17 protein-coding genes are annotated in these 14422 nt (G+C 50.9%); 7 read left to right on the top strand and 10 right to left on the bottom strand.

Translation table 11 applies throughout. The features are described 5' to 3' along the window. The coding region (locus H7A81_RS19200; RefSeq protein ID WP_182058423.1) for a LysR family transcriptional regulator at positions 1-422 on the bottom strand (422 nt) is incomplete at its 3' end. 178 nt (positions 423-600) lie between these two features. Here H7A81_RS19200 and H7A81_RS19195 point away from each other — a divergent pair. Next, entirely contained in the window at positions 601-2142 is a 1542-nt protein-coding gene (locus H7A81_RS19195) for an MFS transporter (RefSeq protein WP_182058422.1), read from the top strand. Between the two features lie 57 nt (positions 2143-2199). Beyond that, positions 2200-2742 carry a YbhB/YbcL family Raf kinase inhibitor-like protein gene (locus H7A81_RS19190; protein WP_182058421.1) on the top strand — a complete coding sequence of 181 codons (543 nt, stop codon included), beginning with the start codon at positions 2200-2202 and terminating at the stop codon, positions 2740-2742. 35 nt (positions 2743-2777) lie between these two features. Here H7A81_RS19190 and H7A81_RS19185 read toward each other — a convergent pair whose 3' ends face one another. The 4 genes from H7A81_RS19185 to H7A81_RS19170 all read right to left on the bottom strand — a co-directional run bounded on the left by H7A81_RS19185 (position 2778) and on the right by H7A81_RS19170 (position 5612). Further along, positions 2778-3641, bottom strand: coding sequence for a substrate-binding domain-containing protein (locus tag H7A81_RS19185; protein ID WP_182058420.1), 864 nt, complete (start codon positions 3639-3641; stop codon positions 2778-2780). A 118-nt stretch (positions 3642-3759) separates the two neighbouring features. Next, positions 3760-4401 (bottom strand): LysE family translocator, encoded by a 642-nt coding sequence (locus H7A81_RS19180; protein ID WP_182058419.1) that lies wholly within the window; start codon positions 4399-4401, stop codon positions 3760-3762. Positions 4402-4468: 67 nt separating this feature from the next. Next, complete coding sequence (locus tag H7A81_RS19175) at positions 4469-4912, bottom strand: NUDIX hydrolase (RefSeq protein ID WP_182058418.1); 444 nt, start codon at positions 4910-4912, stop codon at positions 4469-4471. 346 nt (positions 4913-5258) lie between these two features. After that, entirely contained in the window at positions 5259-5612 is a 354-nt protein-coding gene (locus H7A81_RS19170; RefSeq protein WP_034829871.1) for a DUF1428 domain-containing protein, read from the bottom strand. A gap of 178 nt (positions 5613-5790) precedes the next feature. Here H7A81_RS19170 and H7A81_RS19165 point away from each other — a divergent pair, with 178 nt between their 5' ends. From H7A81_RS19165 to H7A81_RS19155, 3 genes are all read left to right on the top strand, one after another. Then, on the top strand, positions 5791-6474 hold the full coding sequence (locus H7A81_RS19165; protein ID WP_058960967.1) for a hypothetical protein: 684 nt from the start codon (positions 5791-5793) through the stop codon (positions 6472-6474). A gap of 100 nt (positions 6475-6574) precedes the next feature. Beyond that, complete coding sequence (blc, locus tag H7A81_RS19160) at positions 6575-7102, top strand: outer membrane lipoprotein Blc (protein WP_166934499.1); 528 nt, start codon at positions 6575-6577, stop codon at positions 7100-7102. 456 nt (positions 7103-7558) lie between these two features. Further along, positions 7559-8107 carry a hypothetical protein gene (locus H7A81_RS19155; protein WP_058960969.1) on the top strand — a complete coding sequence of 183 codons (549 nt, stop codon included), beginning with the start codon at positions 7559-7561 and terminating at the stop codon, positions 8105-8107. A gap of 12 nt (positions 8108-8119) precedes the next feature. On the opposite strand, the gene H7A81_RS19150 is transcribed toward H7A81_RS19155, so the two are convergent. After that, positions 8120-8821 (bottom strand): alpha/beta fold hydrolase, encoded by a 702-nt coding sequence (locus tag H7A81_RS19150; RefSeq protein WP_182058417.1) that lies wholly within the window; start codon positions 8819-8821, stop codon positions 8120-8122. A 356-nt stretch (positions 8822-9177) separates the two neighbouring features. On the opposite strand from H7A81_RS19150, the gene H7A81_RS19145 reads away from it, so the two are divergent. After that, positions 9178-10893 (top strand): ABC-F family ATP-binding cassette domain-containing protein, encoded by a 1716-nt coding sequence (locus H7A81_RS19145; protein ID WP_182058416.1) that lies wholly within the window; start codon positions 9178-9180, stop codon positions 10891-10893. Between the two features lie 90 nt (positions 10894-10983). On the opposite strand, the gene H7A81_RS19140 is transcribed toward H7A81_RS19145, so the two are convergent. From H7A81_RS19140 to H7A81_RS19125, 4 genes are all read right to left on the bottom strand, one after another. Then, positions 10984-11787, bottom strand: coding sequence for an anti-sigma factor (locus tag H7A81_RS19140; protein WP_182058415.1), 804 nt, complete (start codon positions 11785-11787; stop codon positions 10984-10986). Then, positions 11784-12251 (bottom strand): sigma-70 family RNA polymerase sigma factor, encoded by a 468-nt coding sequence (locus tag H7A81_RS19135; protein ID WP_240154121.1) that lies wholly within the window; start codon positions 12249-12251, stop codon positions 11784-11786. The genes H7A81_RS19140 and H7A81_RS19135 overlap by 4 nt, the downstream gene beginning before the upstream one ends. Positions 12252-12326: 75 nt before the next feature. Beyond that, positions 12327-12863 (bottom strand): tetratricopeptide repeat protein, encoded by a 537-nt coding sequence (locus tag H7A81_RS19130; protein WP_370529966.1) that lies wholly within the window; start codon positions 12861-12863, stop codon positions 12327-12329. A 3-nt stretch (positions 12864-12866) separates the two neighbouring features. Continuing rightward, on the bottom strand, positions 12867-13463 hold the full coding sequence (locus H7A81_RS19125; protein ID WP_182058414.1) for a cytochrome b: 597 nt from the start codon (positions 13461-13463) through the stop codon (positions 12867-12869). A 172-nt stretch (positions 13464-13635) separates the two neighbouring features. Here H7A81_RS19125 and H7A81_RS19120 point away from each other — a divergent pair. After that, on the top strand, positions 13636-14422 hold a 787-nt coding region (locus H7A81_RS19120; protein WP_182058413.1), incomplete at its 3' end, for an efflux RND transporter periplasmic adaptor subunit.

Raw genomic sequence — 14422 nt, 5'->3', positions numbered from 1 at the left:
GTACGTTCACTGACCTGAGTGGCCAGTGTATCCATGACTGATTCACGTGCATTGATTGAGATATCAGGTGCGCTGGCGCTAAAGCTCGTCAATAACCGGGTTAAAATGCCTGATAATAGTGCGGATGCCACATAGCCCACGCGGATATAACCGCGTTCGCCGCGAGCGGCACTACGTACTCGGGATTTGGCCTGCTCGGCATGTTGTAGAGTCTCGCGCGCCTCCTGTTGGAAAATTTCTCCAATTTGCGTCAACTCCACTTTACGTTGAGTACGATAAAATAATGGCGCACCTAATTCTTCTTCCAATTGATTAATCTGCACCGACAGCGTCGGCGTGGATATATTAAGATTCTCAGCCGCCACGCCATAATGCAGCGTTTTTGCCAGTTCCAGAAAATAGCGTAGATGGCGTAATTCCACGTTTTACCTCCTACTTATCTTGTGTGATGAAAATGTCGATCATTACCTGAAACGGAAACGCCAGCAATATAAATGTTGTTAGTTTTTACCTAACAATAACTCCAGTACTGTTTATTGAATGACTTCCGTGATGGATTCAAGCTGTAAAGCATTCACTACCTTTCTCGCGGGAGAAAAGATGTCCACTGCTACCATCGCGCTCGACCATCGCCATCTGAATCGTGTTTTACTCGTCGCCTCAACCGGTTGCGCATTGACGGTAATCGACACCAATATCGTCGGCGTTATGTTGCCAACCATCGCTAAAGGTCTGCATGCTTCTTTTGCAGACATGGAATGGGTCATTGGCGCTTACGTGCTGAGCTTTTCCTCACTCCTTTTGCCGGCAGGGTCGCTGGCAGACAAATTTGGCCGACGCCGACTCTTTCTCGGCGGCATTTTACTGTTTGCACTGGCCTCACTCGCCTGTGGCATGGCGACCAGCGTTTTGGCACTCAATATTGCCCGTGCGGTTCAGGGTATTGGCTCCGCATTTCTGCTGGCGCCAGCACTGGCAATTATCGCGCACAGCTTTCGCGATAGTCAGGCACGTAACCGGGCATGGGCGATTTGGGGCGGTGTGATGGGATTGACCATGGTGCTGGCACCGTTAGCCGGCGGCATGATCAGTACGTTGCTTGGCTGGCGCTGGACATTTTTTGTCAATATTCCTATTTGTGCCCTGCTGATGCTGGCCGTCACCCGCCACATTGAGGAATCCAGGCATGAACACGCGGGTAAACTCGATTTACCTGGCATCGCGCTGTTTATCGCAGGCATGTTCTGTTTGACCTGGGCATTAATATTAGCGCCGCAACATGGCTGGTTGAGCCGTGAAGTGGTGGGCAGATTGTGTCTCGGCGCGTTGTGGTTTGGCCTGTTTATCCGTGTGGAAAGTGGCAAAAGCAGGCCGATGTTGAATCTGCAACTTTTCCGCTCGTTCCCCTTTATTGGCGCAGTATTAGCGATGTTTGCTTACGCTGCCACCGCGCAAGTTATGACCTCATTACTGCCGCTGTTATTGCAGAATGTTGAGGGAATGACGCCGTTAATGGCCGGAGCGGGTATGCTGCCTTTCGCTTTGGCAATGCTGCTGTTTCCTGTTGTGGCGCGCTGGCTCGGCAAACGCCTGCATGCCGCCACTTTACTGGCTCTTGGCCTGGTCACCGTCTCCTTTGGCAACATGATGATTGCGACTGCCGTGTACCACCACCATTTGCTGCTGACCCTGGCGGGTATGGCCCTACTCGGCAGTGGCGGTGGGCTGCTCAATGGCGAAACCCAAAAGGCGATTATGGCAACCGTACCGCCGCAGCAGGCAGGAATGGCATCGGGTATTAGTACAACAGCCCGTTTTTCCGGCATTTTGTTAGGATTTGCCACGCTGGGCGCGATTCTGGCGGCCAGCACACAGTGGCATTTACAATCAGCGATGCTACACGCGCAGTTGCCCCTTCAACCCGGTTTTAGCGAGCAGGTTATCGCCGGCGATTTCCACCATGCACTGGCGATGTATGACGCCGTTCATCAGGTCTCGTTACAACCACACATCATTACCAGCTACGCCGATGGATTTGCCAGCATGTTGTTCTGTGCTGCCGCATTTGCCCTGTTTTCCGCCATCGTCGTGCTCTATTCGGCGCGCAGTTCGCGTCAGTCAACGCCGCTAGCCCAGCGCTAATTTTCACGCGTGGGATCAACTGTCGCACGCACAACCCGTCCTTGTTGAGGAGCAATAATGAAGAAGTTACTGACCCTACTCTGCTTTAGCAGCCTGCCACTGTTTGCCCATGCGGCGGCGTTTTCGCTTAAGTCAGCAGACTTCGCCGATAACGGCGTGATGAAGAAAGCATTGGGTGGCAACGATAAGAACAATCTCTCCTGCAGCGGCAAAAACCTGTCGCCCGCGCTGAGCTGGGCCAATCCGCCCGTGGGCACCCTGAGTTATGTGCTACTGCTGACCGATCCGGCTGGCGCCAAAGGCTTGGGGGTGACGCATATGCTGGCGTACAACATTGATGCTACGCGTAATAAATTCCAACAGGGTGAGTTAAGCAAAGGGGGAAATTTTAGCTATGGCACCAATACGCCCGGCACGCAAAACTATTATGGCCCTTGTCCACCCGCAGGCGCGGGCTATCACCACTACAACTTTGTGCTGGTGGCGACCGACCTTGCGAACGGCACTTTACCCGCAGGACTCAGTCACACTGAGTTAGTCGCAAAATTGAAAGGTCACACGCTGGGTTCTGCTAGCCTGGTCGGGCGTTTAGAGAATTGATTGCAGCGGGTCGCCGGCCTGGCGACCCAATAAAATTAGTGTCGAATCGCACAACCACACTGCGACATTTCTCCCGGCACATATTTTCCGTGATGGGAGTGGCGAACTTGCAACTCACCTTGCTGCCAGGCGTTGTCGGTATCAGCACGATTTTCCAGTAAGCGATTCAGTGCTTCGTTGACCAGCAAATCACGACGCTGTGCCCAACTGGTGAGATGCCAGGTGGAAGCGCGTGCTTCATCCACATCATCAAAACCTACGACTGCAACGTGTGCGCCCTGGCCAAAATCGCGCACTGCCTGCAATGCACCAAAGGCCAGCACATCGCTTTCGCAGAACAGTGCATTAATGCGCTCCGCTGCACGGGTTTTCTTCAGGTAGGCCATCATGGTCTGATAAGCCAGTTCTCGATCGTTAGCCCCGGCCACCAGCTGAATGTTCAGCGTTTTATGTTCTGCCTCAAGGCTGGACACCAGGCCTGCCATTTGACGCGCGGGATCGGCCTGCTGCTGACTGTGCATAAAGCCAAAGCGTTGATGTCCTTGAGAAAGTAACAATAACCCCATCTCGGCACCCGCATCGAAACCATCAGCAATCACGACCTCAGCACCTGCTTCACGGCTCTGGCTTAAATGCACCGTCGCCACGTCAGGCAGTAGTTTTGCTGCGGTATGCAATTCATCCTCAAACAGGGATGTCAGAAATACCAACCCCGCCAGCGGCAAAGATGCGGCATTCTGCAACATACGTTGATAGTTTTCTGCTGAATCGACATTCAGCAACAGCGTCACTAAACCACGCGCGTTTAACTGACGCGTCATTTCATTCAGCATCGTGACGGTATTTGGGTTGGTGAATTCATCGCTGACGATGCCGATGATATTGGGATTAACTGCCATGAACGGGCTCTCCTGCAACTTAGCGTGCGGTCATTATTTTGTAGGTAACGTAAGACACCTCACGTTACCCGAATAAGCCGCTATCGCCAATCATCAGACTTGCTGCCCATTCTGATTTTTAGCGACGGGTCATGGCCAGGCGAATCCCGAGGCCAATGAAGGTCACACCGACGATACGATCTAACAGTTTTTGCAGCGTAACATTGCGCGATACCGCACTCGCAGCACCGCCCGCCAGCAGGGCAAACGTCACATCAGTCATCAACCCAATCACCGCGTATGTTAGTCCCAACAGCAGGAAGGAACTCGCATGATAGTTACCCTCTACCACGACGAATTGTGGGAAGAACGAAATGAAAAACAATAACACTTTGGGATTAGTGATAGAGGTAATAAAACCGCGTACTAAAAGATTACGTGTATTGGAGCGTGGCACCTGAGTCTGTGAGCGACATCCCTGCGGTTTGGCGATAAATGTTTCCCACACCATCTTGCTACCCAAATAAATAAGATAAGCAGCTCCGATGTATTTAATCACAGTAAATAACATCGGCGAGGCGGTAATTAACGCCGTTAAGCCTATTGCGCTAGCCAACGCATGCGTACAGCTGCCGAGCGCCACACCGCTCGCAGATATCACGCCGCTGCGTCGCCCATTGGCCACGCTTTGCCCGACTACATAGGCAAGGTCCGGACCCGGCGTGATACACAGCAGAAATACCGAAACGAGGAACAGGGGAAAATGGATGATATCCAGCATGTTAACTCCTTGTTGAAGTGGCGTTTGTTGTACTGAGTATGGCCACGTAATCCAATCTGATGACGATTTATTTTGAGACAAAGTAACGAAGGTAGAGCTGATACTCTTCGCTCATATTATCTGGCATATTATCAGTGGTGAAGAATTCCAATGACAACCCCTCACTTTTATCATTTATTAAGCTACCATGCCATTTGTTTGACCAGTAAAGGGCGGTGACAACATTGATTTCATCGTTATTATTAAGCGTAAAAGTAAATTCTTTGCCAGAAAAGACTTTCAAAAAATGAAGTTCATCGATATCAATATTCGTCTCTTCTTTCACTTCACGCACAGCGGTTTGTTCAAGGCTTTCACCCGGTTCCATCAACCCACCGGGTAGTCCCCAGCTTCCGTCTAATCGCTGTTGTAATAAAATACGTTGCTTATCATCAAGGATGATGACGTTCGCTCCAGCAAGCAGCAACATACGATGTCCAACTAAGGTTCTCATCTCACTGACATAGCTCATCATGCTCTCCATCCCGTTTAGAATTAAGAAAAAATAGCGTTAATTCATGACGATTTAGCAACGCCAATACACAATGCACTTAGCATCCGGTCATCCCTTCACCCTCATCAGAAGACCTGTTGGTGCTGTATTTACCCGAGCGTGATAGGTGGCAGCAAACATGCCAGCAAATGGTATTGGCGGGATTTGTACAGATTGATGCGTTCAAACCATATTGGGATCAAAACGGAAAAACGTATCAAGATCACGATGGTTATCGAACCGTCATACAGTGTCAGCAGTGGCCGTAACCTCTCGCATGCCTGACCGCGACAGAAATGTGCAGGGCGCCGACGCGCCCTGCACATTACTCTTCGAGTAGAATCGAGAAACCGCCGTAAATCATTCTTTTGCCATCAAACGGCATGTTTTCGCCCATCTCTTTCATCCGCGGATCGGACATCATTTTCTGATTGGCCGCATCACGCACTTCACGTGAGGGATATTCAATCCAGCTGAACACCACTGTTTCTCCCTCTTCCGCTTTCACCGACCGATAAAAATCCGTGAGCTTGCCTTCAGGTACATCATCTGCCCAGCACTCCACGATGCGGGTGGCACCAAACTCCTTAAACAGCGGCGCTGCTTTGGCCGCCATGGCACGGTAATCCTCTTTATTAACTTCAGGCACCGCAACGACAAAACCATCTACGTACGACATAGGCTATTCCTCCGTCGTGCTGTACACGGCCGACAGTGACCGCAGAGTAAAGTGTACAAATGATGTTCAAATCATGAGCAACTGCAGCACTGAATCTGCGTGTTGTCTCGCAGATTCCTGCCTGCGGCCGAAATTGCGTTACACTGTGCACCTCGATAGTTACGCCATCAGGATAGTTATGCGCATCACCATTGATTCGGCCGATCAGCCGTTTATTCACCGTTTGCTCGGAGAAGAGATAGGGCAAGTGGATACCCAATCCAGCGACACGCGTTTACAACACGCCCTCGACATCGCTCGGCAGCAGAAAAATCACGAAGCGGAACTCGACTGGAAACGCAATGCGGTGTTTTTAGCGTTGTTTATTTTCCTCTATGCCGTCCTGGGCGCCTCGCTGACGCTGGATCTCACCGCACAAGCACCCAGCCACAAAAGTTTGGTGTATGCATTAGAAGCTGTCCCCGTGCTGATCGCCTTTTCCGGTCTGTTTGTCTCGTTGTTATTCCTGTTCTTCACCCGCAGCAGCGCGCGACGCCTGCGCAGTTGGGATCAAGGCATTTTTGTGCTGGAGAAATACGTTGGCACCAACCTCTATAAGCAAATCAATGAGATGGGCGCTCGCACCACCAACTATTCACAGTCAGCCATTAACGTTGCGCTTGCCCTGTTTATTTGTGTGACCTGGGTGGTGATGTACAACTACTTCACCTTTACAACCAGCGGCGTGATTGGCAGCGTGATTTCTTTGTTTATCACCACCATGACCTACGTGATACTTGATATTCAGTTGCTGAAGTCAGGCACCTCTATTGCGATTGATGAGCCACTGATTCCGGCTGACGAAGATAAAGAGAAGAAATAATCCCCTGCATCAGGTGGCCTAAGGGCCGCCTCGATATTTCTTGCCTATAATCATGCTGACATACCCTTTAATACGGATCAGGATCGATAAAGGAGCAGTAATGAAAATATGGCCCATCGCCGCACTTGCCGCGTTATCGTTAACGCTGGTTGCCTGTAAATCCCCGACGCCACCAAAAGGTGTCACGCCTATCAGTCCTTTTGATGCCAACCGCTATTTGGGCAAATGGTACGAAATCGCCCGCCTGGATCACCGCTTTGAGCGCGGCAAAGATCATGTCACAGCCACTTATACTCAACGCAACGATGGCGGCATAAACGTGCTGAATCGTGGATATGATCCGGTGAAAAAAGAGTGGAGTGAGAGTGAGGGCAAGGCCTATTTCACCGGCAAATCGGATACCGCAGCGCTTAAAGTCTCCTTTTTTGGCCCGTTCTATGGCGGCTATAACGTGATCGCATTGGATGATGATTATCAATACGCGCTAGTGAGCGGTCCCAATCGGGGTTATTTATGGATCTTGTCGCGAGAGCCGAAGCTTCCGAATCAAGTGAAAAAACAGTACCTGGCTATCGCGCAAAGGCTGGGGTTTGATGTGGATAAGCTCATCTGGGTGGATCAAGGTTAAAGCTGCACTCAGGGATGAAGTCATTCTACTTTCCATCCCTGTGTAGTTCAGCATAACCGGGCGTGAGATTCTGGTTATGCTGCAGCGTTGGGGTGGAGAATCTTCAATCGGCTTATGACCAATAACTTGCAGGCTTGCAACCTTTCACGGGTTACCCCTTATTGGATGAGGAACACATCATTCCGTGAAAACTGTACATGAATGATTTATTTAAACGAATCCCTTATTTATTAATCATATAACCAGGCATGTTTATAATGCGCTTCTCTTCGCAATATTGCCCTTTCAAAAAACCTGCTAAAATACGTCATCGTCTATGTTTTTATCATTATAAAATATCTTTATCTGAAATTTCAAAGCTCTGATCATTCTGACTTATCAATCAACATGTTGAGTCAACCCATCAGGCTGCTGTTCGCTTTTTTTCATTATCGCATTGCCAGTGGTGAAGAAAAAATGAATGAAATAACAGAAGAATCCCCCAGAACAAATCTCAGATTATTATGGGGCTTACTGATTATATTAACACTCATTTCGCTGCAGTGCCCAGCGAGCGAAATTAACCTATATTCCATCAACACGGGTTCCTACGTTTATCATCTGACCGGGAATCATGGGCAATACACTGAAAATTTTGAGAATAACTTCTTTTCGGTAGAAAGAAAATTGTCCGAAGATTCCACCTATAGCGTCCTGGTCGGCACCATGAAAAACAGCTTTGACGATCGCTGTCTTGCGTTAGGGGTGAGAAAAGACTGGAAAACCTGGGATGATGGCTGGACCTTTAAAGGTATCTACGGCTACACCGGTGAGTTTTTTTTCGATGCCTTTAAGGATTGTGGCGATCACGGTTCCTATCACGACTTTAAAAAGGCCACCGGAATAGGATTCTCACCCTATATTTATCATGGCTTTCAATATAATTTCACACCCTATTTCGGTATTGAATCGGGAATTATTATCCCCTCGGTATTTGTTATCACCATTCAATGGAGCTTTAGATAAGCTCTGCACTTTTTATTCAAAGTGCTGTTTTTCAAGCCAATCGGCGATGACAGAAGTGAGTCGAACAGGTTGCTCAAGGGGCAACATATGGCCACTGTCACCGATAATTTCCATATCGCCCCCCAATAAAGTGACAATCTCTCGGGACTCTTCAAGACCGCGCAGGCCATCTCCTTCAGATGCAATGACCAATATTGGGCAACGAATCGGTTGCTGCGTGACACCACTGCGATCAAGCATGGCTTGTGTTCGAAAAACATTTGCACCGAGATGTTTCCCCATAACACGAATTTTATCAATTAGTTGAGCATCATTCCGTCGAGAGGGATGTAGCGATGGCTTCAGCACCGCCTGGCTAAAGCCATTAAAATCCCCCATCAAGGCGGTTTGTGATGCCTTATCCAATAATTCACGTTGTTCAGGCGGATCTTCACGGAGTGAACTGGCAACCAAAACCATACCTGCAGTGCGCTCGGGAAAGGCTTCAGCGATGGCTCGGGCCACATAGCCTCCCAGTGAGAAACCGACCAAAATAAAGCGCGGCGGCAAGGTTGCCACGATATTGCTGGCATATTCGGTGATGCTCTCGCCGCGACTCAAGCTGGCTCTGATACAGGTTCTGTCATCTGGATAGGCGCAAACAAAATCATCCCAAAGTGTTTCATCCAGCATAAATCCTGGAATGAGTACGAGAGGTAAAGTTTTATTGTTCATCCGTGAATCCTTCAGTGTGTGGAATTAATGAGAATGTGTGACATCAAGTCCGTATAAAGGCTGTGGCTTCACAACATCGCGAATATTCTGTGGATAATGCCAGCCCAGGTGACTATCATCAACCCACCCTACTCACTACTGATAAATAAGGAGGATTACTATGCCATCGTGTGAATTGTTTATTTACTCACACTTTTATAGTAATTGGCCGCGCTCAGCTATCTCTGCATTCGTGCTGCGATAATCCGCCTGAGCGAAGTCTACTGAAATTCTCATCCCTTCCTCCGGCTTACCGGGTTGTCGTCAGCAGTTTTTGACGTCAGGCGTTTGCACGCCTGCAACTTATGAGTAAGCACATGAGCACATTACTATCCGCACACGCTGTCGGCTTTGATAACGCCTTCGGTACCCTATTTCACGACATCAATTTCAGCCTCAAAAAAGGCGATCGCATTGGGCTGCTCGGTGATAACGGCACGGGAAAAAGTACCCTGCTAAAAATCCTCAGCGGTGAACTTGCAAGCAGTCAGGGCAGCGTTACGTTAGCCAACCACTGTTTGCTGGCGCGAATTGAGCAACATCTTCCGCCTCAGCTCCAGCAAGCCACACTGCTGACAAGCGTGATTGCGCGTCTGCCAGAACAGCAACAGGTCAGTGAAGCCTGGCGAGCGGAAGCGCTACTCTCTTCGCTGGGGTTCGATGCTGAACAGCATACCCAAACGGCAGCCACGTTGAGTGGCGGTCAACATATGCGGTTACTGCTGGCGCGTGCACTTATTCTCCAGCCTGATCTGCTGTTACTGGATGAACCCAGCAACCATCTGGATCTTCCAACGCTGCTTTGGCTGGAACAGTTCCTGATAAATTGGAAAGGCAGCTTTGTGCTGGTCTCACATGACAGCACCTTGCTGGATCAGGTCACCAATTGCAGCTGGATCCTGCGCGATCAAACCCTGCAATTCTTCCGCCTGCCCTGCTCCGCTGCCCGACAAGCGGTGGCCCAGCAGGATGAAACCGATGCACAACGTTATCAGGCAGAACAGAATGAGATTGAGCGCGTCGAAAAAAGTGCCAAACGGCTGGCAATTTGGGGACGTACCTACGACAACGAAGGTCTGTCGCGTAAAGCGCAGCAAATGGAGAAGCGCGCCAGTTGGTTGAAAGAGGCACAAACCACGTTGACCGAAGGCAGCTTATGGCGCCTTCAACTGCTGGGAGAAGCGTTGGATGCCGATCGGGTGCTGGCGCTGACTGAAATGCACATTCGCCCAGCGGAGAACGCGCCTGCGTTGTTTTCGTTACCCAGCCTGCAGGTTAAAAGCGGCGACCGCATCGCCATTGTGGGCCGCAACGGCAGCGGGAAATCTTCGCTGCTGCGCCAACTCTGGCTGGAATACCAGCGTGAGACCACCACACTGTTTCATCCGCGTGCAAAGCTAGGTTATTACGACCAAAGCCTCACGCAATTACATGATGAGGAGAGCCTCAACGAGGCACTGGCGCATTTTGCCCCTCTAAGTGACGACCAGCGAAAGATGGCTCTGATAGGTGCGGGGTTCCCTTATCTCCGTCATCAGCAATTAGTGGGCTCGCTGAGTGGCGGTGAACGCTCACGCCTGCTGTTTGTCGGGCTGACACTCGCGCGCTATTCCTTATTGCTGCTGGATGAGCCCACCAACCATTTGGATATGCTGGGTAAAGAGGAGTTGGCAGCCGCCCTCAATCAGTTCGAGGGCGCGGTGTTGCTGGTGTCGCACGATCGCAATCTGATCGCCAACAGCTGTAACCGTTTCTGGCTGATTCAGGATCAGCAACTGAGCGAGTGGCATGACTTTGCACAAGTGATTGAACTTATGGGGGCCGAACAACCGTCAGAAAAAAGTGTTGCTAGCGTTCAGCCCGTGGCGGCCGAATCGCATAACGACGAGGAGGAACTACTATTGGCCTTGTGCGATTTAGAGAGCAAGCTTGATGAAGATATGATGCGAAAGCCTAAACATCAAAAACCGACGTTGCAGACACAATGGCGCGTTGAGATTGCGCAGTTGAAACAGCTTCTGGGGATCTCGTAAGCGTTCTGCCGATAAAAAAAGCCCCTACGATATTTTGATGCAGTGTCGTAGGGGCATAATCGGGAGCGGTTCAAAGGTTGCCTTGTACATCTACACCAGAGCGGCGCTCAACACCTGCGCCGCTCGTTTTAACTGATCAGCAGGATTGCGCCCAATCAACACGTACTGATATCCGCTGCGATGCCACCACACCAGATTCATGCCGTGCCGTTTTTCCTGCGCCAATGCACTCTGTTTACTCGCATCTTCCCGCGAAATACACAGGGCCATCGGACCGTAATTGCTGTGATTCCAGGCGATTTGAGTGATCAGTGAATCGTCGTAGCGCAACATACGCACACTTTTCAGGCTCGCTTCAGGAAGCGTCAATTGCTCAGTCGTCAGACGCAGATCGAGGTCGCGCGCCGTGCGTTGTAATGAACGCGCTAACACCTGTGGCGAACTGTCGACATCCGCCAACGTTTCCGGGCTATAGAGCGACATATATTGTGCTTCCAGTTCACGTATTCGCGCGCTCTCATCCTGTTCAGCTTTCGCGACGGGTCTGGCCCAAAAACCGACGGCACTGCCCACCAGCAGAAAACTGACTGATGCCGCGATCAACGCACGACGGCTAACCTGAACAGTCTCTTTTTTCGGTGCGGACGGCGTGTTGTCCAGCAGGTACGCCAGTCGTGACTCCATACGCTCCAGCGGCGCCTCATCCAGCATTGGCGCGAACGCATCCGCAAAAGGTTGATTGCTTTTCATCAGCTCAGCCGTCCGTGCTGACAACGTTTCACTGCGCTTTAATTCGGTTTCAAACGCCTGCGCATCCTCCGCGCGCATTTCACCATCCAGCCAGGCAACGATAGCTTCGTCGGCATAGGGCGAGGTAAATCGTGGTGCATTCACAAGCGTTTCTCCTGTACCGCAGGCCGCGCTGTCACTGCGCTGGCTAAAGTAGCGCGTGCCGCAGCGAGGCGGCTCATGATGGTTCCAATCGGTACGGCCAGCGTGTCGGCGGCTTCCTGATAGGTAAAACCCTCGACATAAACTAAAAATACCGCGTTGCGCTGTGCCTCTGGCAACTGCCCAACCCGTTGCATCACTTTGGCATATTGCATGCGCTGTTCATTGTGTTGCTGATGGTCGGGAGCGAGCAATTCATCACTCTCGACGAATCCCTGCCCCATGCGCACCCGCTGCGCGCGCAGTTCGTTGATCCACACGGAGTGCAGCACGGTAAACAGCCAGCGATCGATGCGTGTGCCCGGTGTGTACTGGGCGCTGCGTTCCAGCGCCCGCACACAGGTGGACTGCACTAACTCTTCGGCCACATCTTTATTACGCGATAACACCATCGCGTAACGCCACATACGCGTCAGATGCGCCGCCAGATGTTGACGGACTTCAGTGCTGGTAATATTTCTATCCTCCGTCAACAGCGGTCATCAGGACTCAGGATGACCATTAATGGCCGCGTGCAAATCCTGATACTCTTCACACTTCACACCGCACAGCGATTTGATGATAGTGAGCTGCTCTTTAGCCAGATCCGGTCGGCCTTTGATCATCCAGGCTTCACCTAAATATTCACGCACTTTGGCATATTTGGGGTCTAGTGCGATCGATTTCTGATAGTAACGCATCCCTTCGTCGGTGCGGCCCAGTTTACGTGTGGCGTAGCCGCGATAATTCCATGCCTCTTTGGTGTTCTGATTGTGCAACGTATCCAGTAACGTCAGCGCAGCTTGATACTCGCCTTTTTTCGCCAGGTGGTAGGCGTAATTGGTCTTATCCTCATCACTCAGCATGCTGGTTTTTTCCGGCACGCAGGATTTGGTTTTACTGTCATACACTTGCCCTTTCGGACAATCCGGGATTTTCTTGTCACTGTCGTCATCACCCATGGCGAATGCAGTCGGTGCATGTAACACCATCAGCAATACCGGCACGGCAAACCAGCGAATTGAAGTCATCATCTTCATCATTCATTTATCCTCGCGGAGGGGCATCGAATCGCGCAACGGCAGCATACGGCGCAGCACGTTGTCACGCAGAACGTAGTGATGGAGTAACGCCGCCAGCGCATGCGCGCCTGCCAGGCTAATCAGCGCCCAGCCAACGTTATTGTGTAATCCCGCCAGCGTGTGACGCAGTGCGGTATCGACATGAATAAAGGTTGGAATATCGAACAGGCCAAAGAAATTAAACGGTTCCTGTTGCGCCCAACGAAACAGAAAACCCAATACAACCTGAGTGAATAACAACAGGTACAACAAGCCATGAACGGCATGCGCGATGATGCGCATCGGCGTGCTGCTTTCAGCTGGCGCCACGGCCAAATGCGTCTGACGTTGGCAATAGAAACGCCACAGTGGGCGCACAATCATCAACAAAGCCAGCAAAATGCCAAAAGAGATATGCCACGCCTGTAAACCCTTGCGCAGCGGTGTGCCCTTTTCCAGTTGTTCCCAAATGTGCGCCGAGGCAAACAGAAAAATGACGCTAAACGCAGTGATCCAGTGCAGCGTCATGCTGAAAGCGTCATAGCGTTGACGTGAGTTTTGGCGGGCCGGAGCGGACATAGCATTTCCCAAATAGTGAGTGGTTTAGGGGTAAACAACTCAACGACGATTTCTATTCGAAAAATTTTCATTTTTTTCTCAACGCACTCAACTTAATGCAGAAATCCTGACGAATTTTCTCCTGTTTGTTGCATTTAGTGATTACTATTCTCGCTTCATTAAAGGGATGCTTATGTTGAATGCCTCTAAAAAGCGGCTTTTGGTCGCGATCGTTATTTTGGCGATCATTATTCTGGTCTGGGCCTACAGCAGTTCACGACCAAAACCGAACCCACTGGTCACCGCCGTTGTGCGTCAAGGCAACATCGAGAACGTCATCGCTGCGACGGGCAAAATGGACGCAATCGAACGCGTCAACGTCGGTGCACAGGTATCGGGGCAGGTGAAAAAGCTCTATATCAAAGCGGGCGATAACGTCAGTAAGGGCGAACTGATCGCTGAAATTGACGATCAGCCACAGCGCAGTGATTTACGCAATGCGCAGGCCGCGCTTAGCGTGGCGCAAGCCGATTTGGAGACACGCGAAGCGACCTTAGTCCGACAGGATGCGCAGTTCAAACGTTTGCAGCAAATGATCAAAGCCAATCTGGTGTCGCGCCAGGATTTTGACGAAGCGGCAGAAGCGTGGAGCACCGCACGTGCTGAGTTGACGGCGCAAAAAGCGCGCGTCATTCAGGCACAAATTGAGGTGGACAAGAAGCAGCTCGATCTCAGCTATACCCGCATCATGGCACCGATGGATGGCACGGTGATCGCCATCGTGACCAAACAGGGCCAGACGGTTAACGCCGCGCAGAGCGCGCCGACCATCGCCAAGCTAGCGCAACTGGGCACCATGACCATTAAAGTGCAGGTTTCCGAAGCGGACATCACCAACATCCACCCCGGCCAGCAAGCCTGGTTTACCACCTTCGCCAATCCCGATAAACGCTACAACGCGACGCTGCGTAGCATTGAAC

Origin of the sequence: Pantoea sp. ME81, from assembly GCF_903970985.1 — a bacterium.
GTDB classification, from domain to species: Bacteria; Pseudomonadota; Gammaproteobacteria; order Enterobacterales; family Enterobacteriaceae; genus Pantoea; species Pantoea communis.
This window is presented reverse-complemented; position numbering and strand designations above follow the sequence as displayed.

Bases quoted from the DNA above. Each gene is read 5' to 3' on its own strand.
- H7A81_RS19195 (WP_182058422.1), top strand. From the start codon at position 601: ATGTCCACTGCTACCATCGCGCTCGACCATCGCCATCTGAATCGTGTT.
- H7A81_RS19190 (WP_182058421.1), top strand. From the start codon at position 2,200: ATGAAGAAGTTACTGACCCTACTCTGCTTTAGCAGCCTGCCACTGTTT.
- H7A81_RS19185 (WP_182058420.1), bottom strand. From the start codon at position 3,641: ATGGCAGTTAATCCCAATATCATCGGCATCGTCAGCGATGAATTCACC.
- H7A81_RS19180 (WP_182058419.1), bottom strand. From the start codon at position 4,401: ATGCTGGATATCATCCATTTTCCCCTGTTCCTCGTTTCGGTATTTCTG.
- H7A81_RS19175 (WP_182058418.1), bottom strand. From the start codon at position 4,912: ATGAGCTATGTCAGTGAGATGAGAACCTTAGTTGGACATCGTATGTTG.
- H7A81_RS19170 (WP_034829871.1), bottom strand. From the start codon at position 5,612: ATGTCGTACGTAGATGGTTTTGTCGTTGCGGTGCCTGAAGTTAATAAA.
- H7A81_RS19165 (WP_058960967.1), top strand. From the start codon at position 5,791: ATGCGCATCACCATTGATTCGGCCGATCAGCCGTTTATTCACCGTTTG.
- blc (WP_166934499.1), top strand. From the start codon at position 6,575: ATGAAAATATGGCCCATCGCCGCACTTGCCGCGTTATCGTTAACGCTG.
- H7A81_RS19155 (WP_058960969.1), top strand. From the start codon at position 7,559: ATGAATGAAATAACAGAAGAATCCCCCAGAACAAATCTCAGATTATTA.
- H7A81_RS19150 (WP_182058417.1), bottom strand. From the start codon at position 8,821: ATGAACAATAAAACTTTACCTCTCGTACTCATTCCAGGATTTATGCTG.
- H7A81_RS19145 (WP_182058416.1), top strand. From the start codon at position 9,178: ATGAGCACATTACTATCCGCACACGCTGTCGGCTTTGATAACGCCTTC.
- H7A81_RS19135 (WP_240154121.1), bottom strand. From the start codon at position 12,251: ATGTGGCGTTACGCGATGGTGTTATCGCGTAATAAAGATGTGGCCGAA.
- H7A81_RS19130 (WP_370529966.1), bottom strand. From the start codon at position 12,863: ATGAAGATGATGACTTCAATTCGCTGGTTTGCCGTGCCGGTATTGCTG.
- H7A81_RS19125 (WP_182058414.1), bottom strand. From the start codon at position 13,463: ATGTCCGCTCCGGCCCGCCAAAACTCACGTCAACGCTATGACGCTTTC.